Source organism: Ochrobactrum sp. WV_118_8, from assembly GCF_039631535.1.
GTDB lineage: Bacteria > Pseudomonadota > Alphaproteobacteria > Rhizobiales > Rhizobiaceae > Brucella > Brucella anthropi.
Genome location: NZ_JBDIUZ010000002.1, coordinates 1,763,272 through 1,779,516, shown reverse-complemented (window position 1 = coordinate 1,779,516; position 16,245 = coordinate 1,763,272). Strand labels below are relative to the sequence as shown.

Genomic DNA, 16,245 nt, shown 5'->3' with positions numbered 1-16,245 from the left:
TTTAACCCGCCGTTTAGGTGCATCCCGAAAAGTGTGAAGCGGTTTTCGGACAAGATGCGCGTCAAAACAAACATCGAGACGCGCCGATCTGATTCAATCAGATCGATACGCGCTCCAAGACGCTCTCCCCCAAGCTAGCGTATCCGCCGAGAAAGACAGGAGTTTGCTATGGCCCGGCAAAACGAGTTTCGAAGACCGCACGATTTCACCGGCGGCGTCGCGCGCCGCGTCGCGGGCGATTTTACCGCCGACAGGCGAATGCTGCTCCTGATCGCGATGGCGATCGTTATCGGTGCCGCCAGCACCGCTGCCGCATGGGTGCTTGTAAGCCTGATCGCCCTGGTCACCAATCTGGTCTGGTTTGGCCGCATCAGCATTGACCCGGCAACACTGGCGCACCTTTCGCCGTCCTTCTGGATCGTGCTTATCCCCGTGGTGGGTGGCCTCGCCATCGGGCTGATGGCACGTTACGGCTCCGAGAAAATTCGCGGGCACGGCATACCGGAAGCGATTGAAGCCATCCTGATCGGCGGCAGTCGCATGTCGCTCAAAGTGGCGATACTGAAGCCACTTTCATCGGCGATCTCGATCGGTACAGGCGGCCCCTTTGGCGCCGAAGGTCCGATCATCATGACGGGCGGAGCTATCGGATCGCTTTTTGCGCAATTGTTTCAGATGAGTTCAGCCGAGCGGAAGACCTTGCTCGTAGCCGGTGCCGCCGCAGGCATGACCGCCATTTTCGGTACGCCCATTGCCGCCGTGATGCTAGGCGTCGAATTGCTGCTCTTCGAGTGGAAGCCCCGCAGCTTCATTCCTGTGGCAGCTGCAGCAGCAGTCGCTCACACAAACCGACCCTTGTTTTTCGAAACAGGTCCGCTGTTCCAGACCCATTTTCATCTGGCATTGCCCTGGTGGGGAATAGTCGCATGTGCCCTGATCGGCATTGTCGCCGGCCTGCAATCCGGCTTGCTCACGACCCTTCTCTACAAGCTGGAGGATGCATTCGAGCGACTGCCCATTCACTGGATGTGGTGGCCGGCAATCGGCGGCATTGCCATCGGCATTGGCGGTCTGATCGAGCCTCGTGCGCTTGGCGTCGGCTATGATCTCATCGACGGTTTCCTCAATGATAAATTTCTGGCAACCACAGTGCTGGTGGTCCTGCTTGTCAAAAGCGCGATCTGGCTCTGCGCTCTGGCATCGGGCACGTCCGGCGGTGTTTTGGCCCCGCTTCTGATTTTCGGCGGCGCGATGGGCTGGCTGCTCGGCTTGATCCTGCCAGGCGGCGAACCCGGCTTCTGGGCGCTGCTCGGAATGGCCGCCATGATGGGCGGCACGATGCGCGCACCGCTGACCGGCACGTTCTTTGCAGTTGAAGTCACTGGCGATTTCGGCCAGATCGTTCCGGTGTTCGTGGCGACGGTAACCGCCTATGCGGTCACGGTTCTTCTGCTCAAGCGTTCAATCCTGACCGAGAAAATTGCGCGGCGCGGACAGCACATTACGCGCGAATATGGCGTAAGTCCGTTCGAGTCCGCCCGTGTGCATGAAGTCATGGTGACGAATGTGGACACGCTACCGGCAAGCATGACCGTGCAGGAAGCCTCTGCCTTTTTTGCCTCGGAAGCGGCACGGCATCGGCTTTATCCAGTCATCGATAACGACCGGATACTGATCGGCATGGTGACGCGCGCTGATGCGCTGGAATGGCAACGTAAGAGCGAATTGTCCAGCCAGACGCTTGCAGATGCTGTTTCCGACACCTCCAATCCCGTCGGCCATCAGGACGACAGCGTGGCGTTCATCACCGACATGATGATCGCTACCGATTGTGGACGTATCCCGATTGTGACACGCGACGGAAAACTCTGCGGACTGGTCAGCCGAAAAGACCTCCTGCAACTGAGAGGCCAGATCAACGGCAGTGAAATGGAACGGAAATCCTTCCTGCGCACGGCAGAAGCTGGCTAAACTCGGTTCACGAGAAAGGCGGGGCACCAATCAGCGCCCCGCCTTTCTTACCACCGCCCGGTACTATTCATTATTCTACGCTACGCTTTCACTCGTCTTTGCTGCCAGACGCTGATAGGTTTCCTCAACCACGTCGCGCAGCGGAAGAATGCCGCTCATGCACAACAATGCATGCATGTGCTGGCGGGCACCTTCATAGCCCATAAGCGGCGCATAGGGCCGCATGATGATATTGGCTTCGTCCGGATATAGTTCCTGATACTCGGCAAAGTTGGTGAAGCCCTTGTAGCTGTCGCCGCGCATCAGGTAGGTTTCGACGGCTGCCCCTTCCGCCAGCACGGCATCATGACTGTCGAGAACGATGTTGTAATAGTCGATTGTCGTATCCATCGACACGCGCGCTATGCTCTGGCCGTTGACCAGATCCTTCGCGCGGATCAGAACGCCGTCGATAAGCAGCGCATGGTTGGGCGAAAGGTAAAGGTCGCGCTGCGGGGTTTTGCTGTCGATGGCATAACGTTTGACACGGATCGGCATCACGCTCTCATTCCATTGCGTGCCGCCTTTTCTGCAGCTCTGCCATCCGACCCACTTGACCGGACGCGTTTCACCGCAAGTCGTGGTCACAAGATCGCCAACGGATAATGTCTCCACCGCCACCGGGCCGGTGGGCGTTTCGATAAGTGTGCCTTTCAAAAGACAGTGCGATCCGGAGCCTCCTCCGCCACCATGACCACCATGCCACCATTTCGTGCCCAGGGCTTGCGACGGGCGTGATGACATTGTTGAAGCCAGAGCACCCAGTGCCACAACCTTGGCGGCAGTGGCTGCTGTGAGACCCAGAAAATGTCGTCGCGCACGACTTCGCGGCGAATGCCCGTTCTTTTCTGAAGACATGAATCCCTCCGCTCTTCTCGTTACGGCACCGGCCTGAAAATCAGCGTGGATTTCTAGCAAAGCACGATGCACAGCTTCAAAATCTGAAGCGTCGTTCCGTGTTGCCCGGATCAGCGGCGCTTCAGTGCTTTGCCCCAAGTTAACAAGTCTGATCTTAACTGATCCCGACCTCGAAAAGATTCCGGCAATCAGGTCTAAAGCCTCCTCGAATAGGCGTAAGCCCTACATCGAAAGGTGAGTTTTTCTGCCGTTGAAAGGCGTTGCCAGCGGTTGCTCCTGCTGATCGAAGTTAAGTCGGCTCCTGAAAGTGTGATTTGTAGCGCTCCAGAAAATAGTATACCCCCCTATTCTAATAGAGAGGCTGTTTTCATGAGCGCGCATCATCACTCCCACCATTCCGGGCATCAGCTGAGTTCCAGACACGACCATGTCTTTCTGGGAGAAAACCACCGGCGTAATGAAAAGCGAACCTGGATCGTGATCGCCATCACGACAGCGATGATGATAATCGAGATCACAGCCGGAAACCTTTATGGCTCCATGGCGCTCACTGCCGATGGCTGGCACATGTCCACCCATGCAGCGGCAATGCTGATCGCGGCCCTTGCCTATCTCTATGCGCGCAAGCACGCACATAATTCGCGGTTCACGTTCGGCACAGGCAAGCTTGGCGATCTCGCTGGCTTTGCCAGCGCAATCGTTCTCGCACTGATCGCCCTCCTGATCGGCTGGGAAAGCTTCTGGCGCTTCAGTTCCCCGGTAAACATCAATTTTCACGAGGCTATTCTCGTCGCAATCATCGGACTGATCGTCAACCTCGTCTGCGCCTGGCTTCTCAGGGACGATCATTCACACCATCATGGCCATCACCATGACCACGATCACGATCACGCGGGTGGCCACGACCAGAACTTGCGCGCAGCCTATATGCATGTGCTCGCCGATGCGCTGACATCGGTGCTTGCCATCGCAGCGCTCCTGCTGGGCAGTCTTTATGGCTGGCTCTGGCTCGACCCGGCAATGGGCATTGTCGGCGCTGCGGTGATCGCACACTGGTCATGGGGGCTGATCAAAGACACCGGCTCGACCCTTTTGGACTATCTGCCCGAAGACGAAGACCTGCCGGACGAGATCGCGGAGATCATCAGCCGCGAGGGCGGAGAGATCGCCGACCTGCATGTCTGGCAACTCGGGCCGGGCCATCACGGTGCCATTGTGTCGATCGTCGCGGAGCAGCCGAAGGCACCGTCCTACTATCGGAACAAGCTTGCGGCGATCCATGATTTGTCGCATGTGACGGTGGAGGTGGAAGCGCGCGCTGCCTGAAAATCGCAACATTGCCATGAAGGACCGAAGTTCCCATGACCCACACTATCCGTGAAAAGCAGAAGCTCATCAATCGCGTGCGTCGCATTCGTGGCCAGCTTGAGGGCGTGGAACGGATGCTTGAGGAAGAGAAGGGCTGCGCCGAAGTCATGCAGGTGATTGCGGGCGTCCGTGGCGCGGTCAACGGACTGATGGCGGAAGTGATCGAAGACCACATCCTGATGCATGTTGCCGATGGCGCCCTTCCGCAAAAGGAACGCGACGAAGGTGCAGGCGAACTCGTCGACGTGGTTCGCGCCTATATGAAATAGACGGTGTGTTGACATCTACCAAAAGCAGGAATAGCAAGGCGGCATGAACAAAGCACTCATCAGCACCCGGTCTTATTACGCCCCGCTCATATAGCGGCGGGTTTGCTTTGTCATAGTTCAACCGCTGCATTGCCAGCGGTTGAGTTTCAAGGACAGCGCCTCTGGCCATGCGGCCCTAAAGAGGTCAGTCCATGTCTTGCGACAATAATCAGCATATAAAAATTGGCATTATCGGCTTTGGTGCATTCGGGCAGCTTATAGCCCGTCACCTGAACCCGTATTTCCAGTTGTATGCCTACGACCCCGTCGCAGACCTTGAACAGACGGTGCTAATGCATGGCGTTACCCTGACCTCCATGGAACAGGTCGCCCGGTGCAATATCGTCATCCTCGCAACGCCGGTCGCGACGCTCGACCGCGTGGTAGCGATGATCGCGCCGCATCTGCGTCCCGGCGCGCTTGTTCTCGACGTCGGTTCAGTCAAGGTCGGGCCTGCCGATATCATGCAGCGCGGCCTGCCCATGCATGTCGATATTGTCGCCACACATCCGCTCTTCGGTCCGCAGAGCGCGCGTGACGGCATTGCCGGTCTAAAAATCGCCGTCTGCCCCGTGCGCGGTACAAAATTTCGCCGCATTGCAGCCTTCCTGAAAAAGCATCTTGCCCTCGACGTCATCGTCACCACACCAGAAGACCACGACCGCGAAGCCGCAATGGTTCAGGGTCTGACGCATCTGATCGCCAAGGTTCTGGTGCAGATGGAGCCGTTACCAACCCGCATGACGACAAAGAGCTTCGACCTTATGATGCAGGCGGTCGGCATGGTCCGCCACGATGCACCGGAAGTGTTTCAGGCCATCGAGCGCGCCAATCCTTATGCTCCAAAGGTACGCAAACATTTCTTCGCACTTGCCGACCGCATCAACGAAGAACTGGATCATCAATCCCGTCGACACAGCTCGCTTGACGATATGCAACCAATACTCAACGAGAATACAGCTAAACTGCTGAATATGGCCGACGCCTATCCGAAATAATAGGAGTTTATTACTCATCTTTTTTCGTACTGTGCTAACAGCTTGATAATTCCTTCGGCAGATTCGGGTTTTCAACATGGCGTCCACTCAGAAAACCGCATCCATACCGTCAACGGTGTGGATTCTTGGTTTCGTCAGCCTGCTGATGGATATCTCTTCGGAAATGGTACAGACGCTGCTGCCACTCTATCTGGTGGCCGGTCTCGGCGCTTCGGCCATGATGGTCGGATTCATCGAAGGGCTGTCAGTCGCCATAGCAACGGTGACCAAGCTTTTCTCGGGCGTCATCTCCGACTGGACAGGCCGAAGGAAGCCGCTTGCCGTCGCAGGCTATGGGCTGGCAGCCATTTCCAAGCTTATCTTCCCGCTGGCAACGACAGCGGGCGGCATCGTAATGGCCAAGGCGATAGACCGTGTTGGCAAGGGCATACGCGGCACGCCGCGCGATGCCTTGATTGCCGATGTGACACCGCCGGAAATACGCGGCGCAGCCTTCGGGCTACGCAAGTCTCTCGATACGGTCGGCGGCTTCGTTGGCCCGCTCATTGCCATAGGGCTGATGCTCGCAACCGGCGGCAACATCATCACCATTTTCTGGATTGCTGCCATTCCGGCTTTCATTGCGGTCGCGCTTTTGATTGTCGGCATTCGTGAACCGGAAACGCCCTCTAAACGCCCCCTTGCTCGCTCCAAGGGATTTCCACGATTTGCCGATGCGGGCAAGCTGAACGCGACCGTATGGATCGTGATTACAGTTGCATCGATCCTTACCGTGGCTCGTTTCAGCGAAGCATTCCTGCTCCTTAAGGCGCAGGAAGCCGGGTTTGCAGCCGCATGGGTACCGATCACCATGGTTGTCATGCATGCCGTCTATGGGCTGACAGCCTATCCGGTTGGCGCGCTCTCGGACAGGTTGGGGCGCAAGGGCCTGCTTGCCGCCAGTCTCGGCTTCCTGATCGTCGCCGATCTTGTGATTGCCCAATCGACCACGATCTATCCGTTCCTTGCGGGCATCGTTCTTTGGGGCCTGCATATGGGTTTTTCGCAGGGCATTCTCGCAACGCTCATCGCCGACACGGCACCAGGCCACCTCAAGGGTACGGCCTTTGGCATGTTCAACGTGATAACGGGTCTTGTCATGCTTGTCGGCAACATCGGCGCCGGTTGGCTGTGGGAAAGCTATGGCTCCTCCGCCACCTTCCTTGCCGGTGCAATTCTATCCGCCGTCACGCTGCTTAGTCTGGCGCTGCTGCCCGGCATCGCCGCCCGCAAGACAGGTTAGAGCGGCATTTCGGAAGTCTGCTTGACTGTCTGGCTCGGTACGTCGGTCTTCAGATTCTGAACGCCCTTGATACGGCTCAGATATTCCGACTGGAAGCGGCGGTAATCCTCGATATCCGCCGCCACCACGCGGATCATCGCATCATAATCGCCGAGCATGAAATAGCATTCGAGCACCTGCGGCAGCTTCAGGATTTCCTTGGCGAAAGTCTGAAGCGTTTCCTCATCCTGCTGGTCGAGCCGGATGCGCGTGAAGAAAGTCAGCCCTTTGCCAACCTTGGCCGGGTTCAGCACGGCGACATAACGGTCGATCACGCCCGCCTCTTCCAGAAGCTTCACCCGCCGCAGGCATGGTGACGGCGAAAGGCCGACCTCGCGTGCGAGATCGTTATTGGCGATGCGGCCATCGCGCTGCAACACGCGCAGAATCCGTTTATCGATATCATCCAGCTTCATTGGCGTTCGATTCCATTTATGCTGACCTTACTGGCATTCTCTGCCAAATATTGATGCATGAGGGCATAATTCGCAACCAAATTGCTCAAGAGATTGGTTATAGTCGCGAAACTTCTCAAGCAAACACGCAAGAGACTGAGCAAGGGGCAACCAGTTACCGGTTGGTCAACGGGAATTTTATGGATATTTCACAGGCCTATGTGCCTCAAAAAAGCAGATCCGGGCGCGGCTCGGAATTCCGTCGCGGGGCCGCAGCCGGTCTGCCGGTTCTGCTTGGCATTATTCCCTATGCGCTGGTTCTGGGCGCGCAGGCCGCACAAAAAGGCCTCAGCGTCATCGAAGTCCCCCTGATGACCGGACTGAATTTTGCAGGCGGATCGGAATTCGCAGCCATCCAGCTCTGGACCTCGCCGCCGCATGTCCTGCTGATTGTTGCGATCACCTTTCTGGTCAACAGCCGCCATCTGCTGATGGGCGCGGCTCTGGCCCCCTTCATCCGCCATCTGCCCAAGCGCAAGGCTTTTGCGAGCCTGTTTCTGATGTGCGATGAAAGCTGGGCGCTCGGACTTGCCGATGCGAAACGTCGCCAGTCGAAAGGCGTCAATCCGGCACTGAGCCTCACCTTCTATGCCGGTGTGGCCATTCCTTTCTATCTCGCATGGGTTCTATTCACCACGCTGGGTGCCGCCTTCGGGCCGATGATGGGAGACCTGCGCCCTTATGGTTTCGACATGGCATTTCCGGCAGTGTTTCTGGTTCTGCTGGCGGGCATGTGGAAAGGTTTTGCGGCCGCGCGCCCGTGGCTGGTCAGCCTTGTGGTGGCCGCGCTGACCTATCTCACCATTCCCGGCGCCTGGTATGTCGCCGCCGGTGCCTTGTCCGGACTCGTTGCAGCCTATCTGCTGGCAGGTGAAGAATGATCGATCCATTGGCCGTTCTGACCATCGTTCTGATGGCAAGTGTCACCTATCTCACGCGGATCGGCGGCTATGTGCTGCTGCGCAACCGCACGCTCAGCAAGCGCGCGACGGCGGTGATGGAAGCAGCTCCCGGCTGTGTTCTGATTTCGGTCATCGCGCCCGATTTCGTGTCCGACAAGCCTGCCGACCTGATCGCGCTTGCAATCACGATCTTCGCTGCGACGCGCTTTTCCATGCTGCCAACCGTGCTGATCGGCATCGGCGCGGCAGGCGCTTGCCGCTACCTGATCGGGTAAAGCATGTCTCCAAAAAGTGGAAACCGGTTTTCGGATAAAGACATGCTTGAAAGCAAATAAACATGTCTCCCGAAAGTGGAGACCGGTTTCGGGACAAAGACATGTTTGAAAACAAATAAGCATGCTGCCCGAAAGCGGGGCCCAGTATTGCTCAGTGCAGATGCTTTAGCTTGTCCGGGTTGCGCACCACATAGATACCGACAATCTTGCCGTCTTCTATATCGAGAGCTGTCGTCTGGATTTCCCCATCGGCTTCACGCGTGATGATGCCGGGCAAACCATTGATGAAGACCGCACGCAAAAGCGTGGACTGGTTGCCACGGAAATAGCCCGCCAGTTTCTCGTGGGTTTTCATCACCTCTTCGAAGCCGAAAACAGGCTTCGGGAAAGCTGGGCGCTTGCCGCCACCATCGGCCTGAAGGTTGACATCTGCTGCCAGCATCGCACCAAGCGCATTCATGTCGCCGCTGCGCGATGCATTGAAGAAGGCCTGCGCCAGTTCGAGCCCGCGCTGCTTATCGACCTGAAAACGCGGACGCTCCTCGCGCACATGCTTGCGCGCCCGTGCAGCAAGCTGGCGGCAGGCAGCGGCATCGCGCTGGATTGTCCTGGCTATCTCGTCGAAATCCAGCCCGAAGACATCATGCAGCAGGAAGGCCGCGCGTTCCAATGGCGAAAGACGCTCCAGCGCCAGCATGAGCGGAAGGGTGACATCGTCATCCGCTTCCTCTTCGACAACCGGATCGGGAATCCATGGCCCGAAATAGGTTTCGCGCTGGTTGCGACCGGATTTCAGAAAATCGAGGCACAGGCGGGTAACAGTGCGACGCAGAAAGGCTTCCGGCTCGCGCACTTCGCTGCGATCAGCGTTCATCCATCGGATGAACGCCTCCTGCACCATATCCTCGGCATCGGCGACCGAACCCAACATGCGATAGGCAACGCGGATCAGTTTCGGGCGCAGCGGATCGAAGCTGTCAGCTGCATCGCCTTGCAAGGATGTGTCAGCCATCAGACGGCTGCCTTTACTGCCGGCTTCTTGGCTTCCGGCTCGAACCAGAGGCCGAAGCCAACCGCCATGCGGTTCCATCCATTGATGATGTTGATCATCAGCGTAAGGTTCACTTGCTCCTCCTCAGTGAACTGTGCCTGCATGGCAGTGCGGGCGTCTTCCAGATCGTGACCTTGTGACAAACGGGTCAGCGCATCGACCCATCCCAGAGCCGCACGTTCGCGCTCAGAGTAGCACGGTGCTTCGCGCCATGCGGACAACAAATAGATGCGTTGTTCGGTCTCGCCAAGAGAACGTGCTTCAAGCGTATGCATATTGATGCAATTGGCGCAGGCATTGATCTGCGAGGAGCGGATTTTGACAAGCTCGATCAGGCTCGCTTCCAGACTGGATGCGATGGTCATCGAAGCGTTCAACCAGGATTTCATCGTGGCAGGGGCAACATCGAACGGGTTGAGCAGAGGGGTCATGGCATTGTTCCTTTCGGTTCAAGGGGTTCGATAGACATGACGAGACAGCAACGCCGAATGTGACATCCGGTGGAAAAAAATTTGAATGCCCGACATTTTGGTTCTTATGCGATGGAACAAACTGCCTCCCACGAAACCAATCGACGGAACTAATCGCCACGTTATGGTGAAATTGATGTATGAGAACGCCACAAGATAGGCTGCTTTTCCGTGATCTGTTTAAATCCAAACAGCACCAATCCGCTCATCCTTTCCCCATTTCCTTTCACCTGCTCCCACCTTTCCAACGCCCATCTCCCGGTTCCTCCTTCTACCCTCGCTCCGCCCCCTTACCCCATCTTCCTGCCTCTCCACATTGACAACATACCAACCGGTCGGTATTATTTAGCGGAGGAGATTTTCCCGATCATATCGGGAACCGCTCAGAGCAAGCGACAGCAGGCTGCCACTGAACCGGCGCACGGTTTGCAACACACCTTGCGAGCAGCTGTGCTGTAGTGAGGAGGAACCATCATGAAAAACGCGTCCACCAACAGCAACAGTCCGAAACGTCCCGTCATCACCGCATTTGAAAATTCGCCCGATCGCGGCCGAGGGATGGCGCGTGACATGCCCGTTCGATGGGCGCTTGAAGAGACCGGGCAGGACTATGATGTCCGCCTCGTCTCGTTTGAGGCGCTGAAAGCCCACCCCCATCTCGATCTGCAACCTTTCGGGCAGATACCAACCTATGAAGAGGGCGATCTGGCGCTGTTCGAATCCGGGTCAATTGTGCTTCATATTGCAGAACAGAACCCAGGCCTTCTGCCGGATGACGCCAATGGCCGGGCACGCGCCATCACATGGATGTTCGCCGCGCATAACACCATCGAGCCAGTGATCCTCGAAAGGGAAGTTGCCGGTTTCGTAGAACGCAAGGAAAGCTGGTACGAGCAGCGCATCCCCATCGTGGAAGCGCGTATCCGCAAAAGACTTGATGCCCTTTCCGCCTGTCTTGTCAACAAGGACTGGCTGGAGGGTGCGTTCAGTGCCGGTGATCTTCTGATGGTGACCGTGCTGCGGAGGCTGAAGAGTTCAGGCATATTGAACGACTATCCGAACCTTGCGGCCTATGTGGCGCGCGGAGAAGCCCGCCCCGCCTTCGAGCGTGCGTATGACGCCCAGCACGCGGTTTTCCTCGCCGTGTCGAAAGGTTGAGCCTGTCTTGGCAGCTATCTATCCGCAGTCGAGCTCGCTCAATATCCATTCCCTGAATGCGCGCACCTTTGGCGTATTGCGACGGGATTTGGGATAGACGAGCCAATAAGATCGTCCATCATCGCCAAGAATATCGAACGGCTGGATAAGCTGGCCGGTAGCGATTTCCATCTGGTGGAAAGCAGGCGTGAGAATGCCCACCCCCTGCCCTGCGACTGTCGCCCGACCTTCAATATGCTGCGCTCCGAGCCGGCTCTGCGTATTGCCTTGCATTTGCGGGTTTTCGATCCCCGCCGCCTTGAACCAGATATTCCACCACGGATCGCTCACATCGATGATCTTGAGCCGCAGAAGGTCCGCAGGTTCTTTCACCCCGCCTATAGTGGCCGCCAAGGCCGGGCTCAGCATGGGCGTGAAACTCGCCTTGATGAGCTGATGCGCCTCCAGCCCCGGCCATTTGCCGAAGCCACTTCTGATCGCGATGTCCACATTGGTCGTCGCAAAATCGATCATGCTGTCGGACGTATCGAGCCGGACCGCGAGTGACGGATGCCGCATCTGGAACGAACCAAGCCGATGCGCCAGCCAGTTGGCGGCAAAAGTGGCAAGAACGCTGATCGACAGCGTACCTTCCGCATCTTCCCGCAGGCTGGCAAAGGCATTGCGCATCGTCTCGAACGCTTCCGTAATCGCGGGAGCAAGCTGCCTGCCAAGTTCGGTCAGTTCCACCTGTCGCGGCATACGTAAGAAAAGCGGTGCGCCGACACGCTCCTCCAATATCTTGATCTGATAGCTGACCGCAGCCTGCGTCATGCCCAGCTCCTCCGCAGCGCGGGTAAAACTTGCATGGCGGGCGGCGGATTCAAAAACGCGAATGGCCGATAAAGGGGGAAGCGCTGTCGTCATGATGCATAAGTCCTCCTTATGCATACTAATCGAGGTTCGATTGGAAAACAAAGGTTTTCAGGCGCATACCTATAGGCAGAATTTAACAAGCAGCTGCCTCCCACAGCCGCTTCATTCGATAGGTGAGATCATGAAAAACGTCGATTCTGCCTGCACAACCGCCACAGCGCCCACGATCAACCACAGACCGGAAAGCGGCTGGAGCGCGCTGTTCTCCCGCCTGTTTTCGCGCAAACGTACTCATATCGTCGTTACCGAACATTCGCCGGAATATCTCTTGCGGGATATCGGCATCGGTGATGGGCGCACGCAATATTATTCGCGAGACGGCCATAAGCTGCCCGAATGGTAATGATTGCGTCACGCACTGATGACGGCAAAGCCCCGCGCCTTGAGCCCGCGCCGGTCCTCGTGCAGACTATTGACGAGGCGGCTGCGGCTTCCGTCCAGATGCGCGCTCATCAACGCCGTCGCCTTGTCGGCATTTCCTTCGCGCACCGCATCGAGAATGGCGCGGTGTTCGGCCCATGCGCGAGCGAGCGCCGCCTCGTCGCGCACTTCCAGCCAGCGCGCCCGTGAGAGGCGCTGCATAGCATCGCGCACGCCACGGCTGAGGAACTCATTGCCGGACAGGCGCGCCAGTTCGATATGAAAATCCATGCCGATCCGGTGCCATTCCTCGCGCGATGTGTCCGCATCACAGCTATCCAGCATAGCCAGAATCAGCTCCGCACCGCTGCGATCTTCAAGCGCGCAGGTGAGCTTTAACGCGGCAATTTCCAGTGCTTCACGATAGACACCGATTTGTTCAATTTCGCTGAGATTGATTGGCGAGACCGTCCAGCCACGCCCTTCACGACAGATCAGGCCTTCCGCCTCCAGCCGCAGAAGCGCTGCCCGGATCGGCGTGCGTGAGGCTTCAAACTGTGCCTCGATCCAGCGCTCGGTCAAACGTTCGCCCGGCCCCAGTTCCAGACCGAGGATCATGTCGCGAAGCTGCGTTTCAACCTGCCTCATCTGTGACATTGGCGACCATTCTCCATTTTAGAGCATAATCCGACCGGAGTGAAACGAGGATCGATAAGATTATGCTTCAAATAAAAGGGCTTAGAGCGTTTTGATCTGATACAATCAGAACAAAACGCTCTCTAAGGCAGCGCTGCAATTGACAAGTCTCATCAACAGGCGCATTCATGCATACCGTTTTGGTATCCCAAAATGGAATACATTGCAATCGCGAGACATGACATGAGCACCGCCCAAGCCGCTGCAAGCGACGAAACCGTCGCTGCAGCCCGCCAGGAAAATATGGCCGTCGAAGATAATCACGAGCGCTACTGGAAGCAGAATCTGCTGATCTGCCTCATCGGTTCGTTCACGACGCTCATTGCCATGTCGCTCCTCCTCCCCTTCCTGCCGCTCTATGTGGAACAATTGGGCGTCACCGATCACGCGGCAATCGTGCAGTGGTCAGGTATCGCTTACGGCGCCACCTTTCTGGCAGCAGCCTTCGTCGCACCGCTGTGGGGCAGGCTCGGCGATCGCTATGGACGTAAGCTGATGCTGATCCGCGCCAGCCTCGGCATGGCCATCGCCATGTCGCTGATCGGCATGGTGACGAGCGTCTGGCAATTGGTGGCGCTGCGCCTGTTCGTGGGCATTGCGGGCGGCTATTCGTCCGGCTCGATGATCCTCGTCGCTACCCAGACGCCAAAAGAAAAGACCGGCTGGGCGCTGGGCGCGCTTTCGGCTGGCATCATGGCGGGCAATCTGGCCGGCCCGCTGCTCGGCGGCGCTTTGCCGCCGCTGATCGGCATTCGCGCAACCTTCTGGCTGGCTGGCGGCGTGATCTTTCTCACCTTTCTGGCCACCACCTTTCTGATCCGCGAAGAGCGCAAGCCACCGAAGCCGACCAAAGAGCAGAAGGCGGAATCCATCTGGGCTGCCATTCCTGACAGGAAACCGGTTATCGCCATGCTGGTGACGGGTATGCTGCTGCTTTTTGCCAATATGTCGATTGAGCCGATCATCACCGTCTATGTGATCCAGCTGATGGACGATCAGACGAAAGTGACACTGATTTCCGGCGTGGTAATGGCTGCTGCAGCCCTCGGCAGCATCATGTCATCCTCGCGACTGGGGCGCCTTGCCGACCGCATTGGCCACACCCGCGTCATCATCGGTGCACTGTCAGTTTCCGCGCTGCTTCTGATCCCGCAGGCTTTCGTGACGGAAGCCTGGCAGCTGATCGGCCTGCGTTTTCTGATGGGGCTGGCGCTGGGCGGATTGCTGCCCTGCATCACCAGCGTCATCCGGCACAATGTGCCCGACCGCGTAGCGGGCGGCATTCTGGGCTATTCCGTCTCGGCCCAATATGTCGGGCAGGTTGCAGGCCCCGTCGCTGGCGGTTTCGTCGGCGGTCACTTCGGCATGCGTTCCGTTTTTCTCGGCACATGCCTGATTATGGCTCTCGGCGCATTTTATAACTGGACCGTCCTGCGGAAGAACCGATAATTTCGGCCATCTCCCGAATCCGCAAAACCCACGGCAGAACCAGAATGACAGCACATATCTTCGCGCCTTTCGCAACGCTTGCCGAAAGGCTGCTGCCTCATGCGCTCGAACACGGCGAGGACGGGTCACATGACCTGTCCCACCTTGCCCGTGTCTGGAAAAATGCCGCTGCGATCCAGCGTCAGGAAGGCGGCGATGCCGAAGTGCTTTGCGCCGCAGCCCTGCTGCATGACTGCGTAAGCGTGGAGAAGAATTCGCCCGACAGAAATCGCGCCTCGCGTCTGGCGGCAGAAAAGGCGACAACGCTGCTGCGCAGTCTCAGCTGGAATGAAACACACATCGACCTCGCCGCCCATGCCATCGAGGCGCACAGCTTTTCAGCCAATATCGAGCCTGTCACGATGGAAGCGAAAATCCTGCAGGATGCGGACCGACTTGATGCCATTGGCGTGATTGGAGCTGCCCGGTGTTTCTACATTGCGGGCCGCATGGGCAGTGCGCTTTACGACTGGCGCGATCCACACGCCGAAAACCGCCCGCTGGACGACAAACTTTTCGCGCTCGACCATTTCCGCACCAAACTGTTCGGCCTCGCCTCCGGTTTCAAGACGGAAACCGGAAAGCTCATGGCCGCCGAACGGCACAGGCGGCTGGAAGCCATTTTTGATGACTTCCTTGCCGAAGCCGATGGCTAGATTGAGTAACCACCGTCGATATTAAGTGCCGTACCCGTCACCATGGAGGCGGCGTCCGAGGCCAGCCAGAGTGCAGCTTCGGCCACATCCTCCGGCGTCGAAAACCGATTGAGGGGAATGGTGGCCTTGAGTGCTGCACGAGCCTCCGGCGTGTCCTCCTCCAGAAACAGTTTCAGTGCCTCACCGTCGCTTTCGGCCGGGCAGATGCAGTTCACGCGGATATTCTTGTCCGCGAGTTCCAGCGCCATCGCCTTGGTCGCGCTGATGATCCAGCCCTTGGACGCGCTGTACCAGACGAGACCCTTGCGCGGACGCAGCGCGGTTGCCGAAGCCGTGTTGATGATGACGCCTCCGCCCTGATGCTCCATGATCGGTACAACGATCTGCGTCGAATAATAAAGCGCCTTCATATTCACGGACGCGATCAGGTCGAAACTGTCCTCCGTCACTTCGGTCAGCGGCATGTTGCGATGCGTAAAACCGGCATTGTTGATCATGATGTCGATGCGGCCGAACGTTTCGAAGGCTGTGCGCGCCACGCGCTCCATGTCGTCCTTGCGCGAGACATCGGCCTGCACGGAAAGAGCGTTCTTGCCGATATCGGCAAGCTCATCCTCGACACGCTTCACGTTCACATCGGCGAGAACGACCTTTGCACCTTCGGCTGCAAATCGGCGCGCCATGCCTGAACCGAAGCCCGAGCCGGCACCGGTGATGATTGCGACCTTATCCTGCAGCCTCTTCATGTCATTCTCCTTTTGAGCATTTCCAGTAAAGTGCAATCACTTGAATCCAGATTATTTGTTTCAATATGGCGTAAAGAGCCTGAACCAAAATGAACATGTCATGTATGCACAACCCGTTAATCCGTCAATTATGGCAGGGCGCCTTCAATTTCGTGCGATTGCAGCATTGCGACTGTTGAATTTAAATCGATTAGATAATAGACAAGGGCA

Annotated in this window: 18 protein-coding genes; 11 read left to right on the top strand and 7 right to left on the bottom strand. The window is 57.4% G+C overall.

Annotated features, from left to right (window positions below):
• The first annotated feature begins 168 nt into the window (after positions 1-168).
• Positions 169-1,971, top strand: coding sequence for a chloride channel protein (locus tag ABDF71_RS22520; protein WP_258124805.1), 1,803 nt, complete (start codon positions 169-171; stop codon positions 1,969-1,971).
• Positions 1,972-2,046: 75 nt separating this feature from the next.
• Here ABDF71_RS22520 and ABDF71_RS22515 read toward each other — a convergent pair whose 3' ends face one another.
• Positions 2,047-2,868, bottom strand: coding sequence for a Hint domain-containing protein (locus ABDF71_RS22515; RefSeq protein ID WP_036587540.1), 822 nt, complete (start codon positions 2,866-2,868; stop codon positions 2,047-2,049).
• Between the two features lie 369 nt (positions 2,869-3,237).
• Here ABDF71_RS22515 and dmeF point away from each other — a divergent pair, with 369 nt between their 5' ends.
• The 4 genes from dmeF (at position 3,238) to ABDF71_RS22495 (ending at position 6,824) form a co-directional block, all read left to right on the top strand.
• Entirely contained in the window at positions 3,238-4,194 is a 957-nt protein-coding gene (gene dmeF / locus ABDF71_RS22510; protein ID WP_258124806.1) for a CDF family Co(II)/Ni(II) efflux transporter DmeF, read from the top strand.
• Positions 4,195-4,229: 35 nt separating this feature from the next.
• Positions 4,230-4,505, top strand: coding sequence for a metal/formaldehyde-sensitive transcriptional repressor (locus ABDF71_RS22505; RefSeq protein WP_012093288.1), 276 nt, complete (start codon positions 4,230-4,232; stop codon positions 4,503-4,505).
• Between the two features lie 191 nt (positions 4,506-4,696).
• Positions 4,697-5,542, top strand: coding sequence for a prephenate dehydrogenase/arogenate dehydrogenase family protein (locus tag ABDF71_RS22500; protein ID WP_151663237.1), 846 nt, complete (start codon positions 4,697-4,699; stop codon positions 5,540-5,542).
• A 76-nt stretch (positions 5,543-5,618) separates the two neighbouring features.
• Positions 5,619-6,824: an MFS transporter gene (locus tag ABDF71_RS22495; RefSeq protein ID WP_258124807.1), complete on the top strand. Its 1,206-nt coding sequence runs from the start codon at positions 5,619-5,621 to the stop codon at positions 6,822-6,824.
• Here the strand turns inward: ABDF71_RS22495 and ABDF71_RS22490 are convergent.
• A complete protein-coding gene (locus ABDF71_RS22490) occupies positions 6,821-7,279 on the bottom strand; it encodes an Lrp/AsnC family transcriptional regulator (protein ID WP_010659131.1) in 459 nt (152 codons plus the stop codon). The two genes, ABDF71_RS22495 and ABDF71_RS22490, sit on opposite strands and share 4 nt — an antisense overlap.
• A 179-nt stretch (positions 7,280-7,458) precedes the next feature.
• Here ABDF71_RS22490 and ABDF71_RS22485 point away from each other — a divergent pair, with 179 nt between their 5' ends.
• Positions 7,459-8,199 (top strand): AzlC family ABC transporter permease, encoded by a 741-nt coding sequence (locus ABDF71_RS22485; protein WP_010659132.1) that lies wholly within the window; start codon positions 7,459-7,461, stop codon positions 8,197-8,199.
• Complete coding sequence (locus ABDF71_RS22480) at positions 8,196-8,495, top strand: AzlD family protein (protein ID WP_010659133.1); 300 nt, start codon at positions 8,196-8,198, stop codon at positions 8,493-8,495. The genes ABDF71_RS22485 and ABDF71_RS22480 overlap by 4 nt, the downstream gene beginning before the upstream one ends.
• Before the next feature lie 151 nt (positions 8,496-8,646).
• Here ABDF71_RS22480 and ABDF71_RS22475 read toward each other — a convergent pair whose 3' ends face one another.
• Both ABDF71_RS22475 and ABDF71_RS22470 read right to left on the bottom strand, forming a co-directional pair.
• Complete coding sequence (locus ABDF71_RS22475) at positions 8,647-9,507, bottom strand: sigma-70 family RNA polymerase sigma factor (RefSeq protein ID WP_010659134.1); 861 nt, start codon at positions 9,505-9,507, stop codon at positions 8,647-8,649.
• Entirely contained in the window at positions 9,507-9,977 is a 471-nt protein-coding gene (locus tag ABDF71_RS22470; RefSeq protein ID WP_010659135.1) for a carboxymuconolactone decarboxylase family protein, read from the bottom strand. The genes ABDF71_RS22475 and ABDF71_RS22470 overlap by 1 nt, the downstream gene beginning before the upstream one ends.
• 513 nt (positions 9,978-10,490) lie before the next feature.
• Here ABDF71_RS22470 and ABDF71_RS22465 point away from each other — a divergent pair.
• Positions 10,491-11,174, top strand: a complete 684-nt coding sequence (locus ABDF71_RS22465; RefSeq protein WP_151663239.1) for a glutathione S-transferase family protein — start codon at positions 10,491-10,493, stop codon at positions 11,172-11,174.
• Between the two features lie 18 nt (positions 11,175-11,192).
• Here ABDF71_RS22465 and gcvA read toward each other — a convergent pair whose 3' ends face one another.
• Positions 11,193-12,080 carry a transcriptional regulator GcvA gene (gcvA, locus tag ABDF71_RS22460; RefSeq protein ID WP_151663240.1) on the bottom strand — a complete coding sequence of 296 codons (888 nt, stop codon included), beginning with the start codon at positions 12,078-12,080 and terminating at the stop codon, positions 11,193-11,195.
• A gap of 130 nt (positions 12,081-12,210) precedes the next feature.
• On the opposite strand from gcvA, the gene ABDF71_RS22455 reads away from it, so the two are divergent.
• The gene (locus ABDF71_RS22455) at positions 12,211-12,432 is read left to right on the top strand and encodes a hypothetical protein (RefSeq protein WP_010659138.1); all 222 of its coding nucleotides are present in this window, start codon (positions 12,211-12,213) and stop codon (positions 12,430-12,432) included.
• 8 nt (positions 12,433-12,440) lie between these two features.
• Here ABDF71_RS22455 and ABDF71_RS22450 read toward each other — a convergent pair whose 3' ends face one another.
• Positions 12,441-13,106: a GntR family transcriptional regulator gene (locus tag ABDF71_RS22450; protein ID WP_036587555.1), complete on the bottom strand. Its 666-nt coding sequence runs from the start codon at positions 13,104-13,106 to the stop codon at positions 12,441-12,443.
• 222 nt (positions 13,107-13,328) lie between these two features.
• On the opposite strand from ABDF71_RS22450, the gene ABDF71_RS22445 reads away from it, so the two are divergent.
• Positions 13,329-14,594 (top strand): multidrug efflux MFS transporter, encoded by a 1,266-nt coding sequence (locus ABDF71_RS22445; RefSeq protein WP_040128633.1) that lies wholly within the window; start codon positions 13,329-13,331, stop codon positions 14,592-14,594.
• A 44-nt stretch (positions 14,595-14,638) separates the two neighbouring features.
• Entirely contained in the window at positions 14,639-15,289 is a 651-nt protein-coding gene (locus ABDF71_RS22440; protein ID WP_151663242.1) for an HD domain-containing protein, read from the top strand.
• On the opposite strand, the gene ABDF71_RS22435 is transcribed toward ABDF71_RS22440, so the two are convergent.
• Positions 15,286-16,035 carry an SDR family oxidoreductase gene (locus ABDF71_RS22435; RefSeq protein WP_010659142.1) on the bottom strand — a complete coding sequence of 250 codons (750 nt, stop codon included), beginning with the start codon at positions 16,033-16,035 and terminating at the stop codon, positions 15,286-15,288. The two genes, ABDF71_RS22440 and ABDF71_RS22435, sit on opposite strands and share 4 nt — an antisense overlap.
• Positions 16,036-16,245: the final 210 nt, after the last annotated feature.

Excerpts from the sequence above, each read along its gene's own strand:
- ABDF71_RS22520 (WP_258124805.1), top strand. The coding sequence starts at position 169 with ATGGCCCGGCAAAACGAGTTTCGAAGACCGCACGATTTCACCGGCGGC.
- ABDF71_RS22515 (WP_036587540.1), bottom strand. The coding sequence starts at position 2,868 with ATGTCTTCAGAAAAGAACGGGCATTCGCCGCGAAGTCGTGCGCGACGA.
- dmeF (WP_258124806.1), top strand. The coding sequence starts at position 3,238 with ATGAGCGCGCATCATCACTCCCACCATTCCGGGCATCAGCTGAGTTCC.
- ABDF71_RS22505 (WP_012093288.1), top strand. The coding sequence starts at position 4,230 with ATGACCCACACTATCCGTGAAAAGCAGAAGCTCATCAATCGCGTGCGT.
- ABDF71_RS22500 (WP_151663237.1), top strand. The coding sequence starts at position 4,697 with ATGTCTTGCGACAATAATCAGCATATAAAAATTGGCATTATCGGCTTT.
- ABDF71_RS22495 (WP_258124807.1), top strand. The coding sequence starts at position 5,619 with ATGGCGTCCACTCAGAAAACCGCATCCATACCGTCAACGGTGTGGATT.
- ABDF71_RS22490 (WP_010659131.1), bottom strand. The coding sequence starts at position 7,279 with ATGAAGCTGGATGATATCGATAAACGGATTCTGCGCGTGTTGCAGCGC.
- ABDF71_RS22485 (WP_010659132.1), top strand. The coding sequence starts at position 7,459 with ATGGATATTTCACAGGCCTATGTGCCTCAAAAAAGCAGATCCGGGCGC.
- ABDF71_RS22480 (WP_010659133.1), top strand. The coding sequence starts at position 8,196 with ATGATCGATCCATTGGCCGTTCTGACCATCGTTCTGATGGCAAGTGTC.
- ABDF71_RS22475 (WP_010659134.1), bottom strand. The coding sequence starts at position 9,507 with ATGGCTGACACATCCTTGCAAGGCGATGCAGCTGACAGCTTCGATCCG.
- ABDF71_RS22470 (WP_010659135.1), bottom strand. The coding sequence starts at position 9,977 with ATGACCCCTCTGCTCAACCCGTTCGATGTTGCCCCTGCCACGATGAAA.
- ABDF71_RS22465 (WP_151663239.1), top strand. The coding sequence starts at position 10,491 with ATGAAAAACGCGTCCACCAACAGCAACAGTCCGAAACGTCCCGTCATC.
- gcvA (WP_151663240.1), bottom strand. The coding sequence starts at position 12,080 with ATGACGACAGCGCTTCCCCCTTTATCGGCCATTCGCGTTTTTGAATCC.
- ABDF71_RS22455 (WP_010659138.1), top strand. The coding sequence starts at position 12,211 with ATGAAAAACGTCGATTCTGCCTGCACAACCGCCACAGCGCCCACGATC.
- ABDF71_RS22450 (WP_036587555.1), bottom strand. The coding sequence starts at position 13,106 with ATGTCACAGATGAGGCAGGTTGAAACGCAGCTTCGCGACATGATCCTC.
- ABDF71_RS22445 (WP_040128633.1), top strand. The coding sequence starts at position 13,329 with ATGAGCACCGCCCAAGCCGCTGCAAGCGACGAAACCGTCGCTGCAGCC.
- ABDF71_RS22440 (WP_151663242.1), top strand. The coding sequence starts at position 14,639 with ATGACAGCACATATCTTCGCGCCTTTCGCAACGCTTGCCGAAAGGCTG.
- ABDF71_RS22435 (WP_010659142.1), bottom strand. The coding sequence starts at position 16,035 with ATGAAGAGGCTGCAGGATAAGGTCGCAATCATCACCGGTGCCGGCTCG.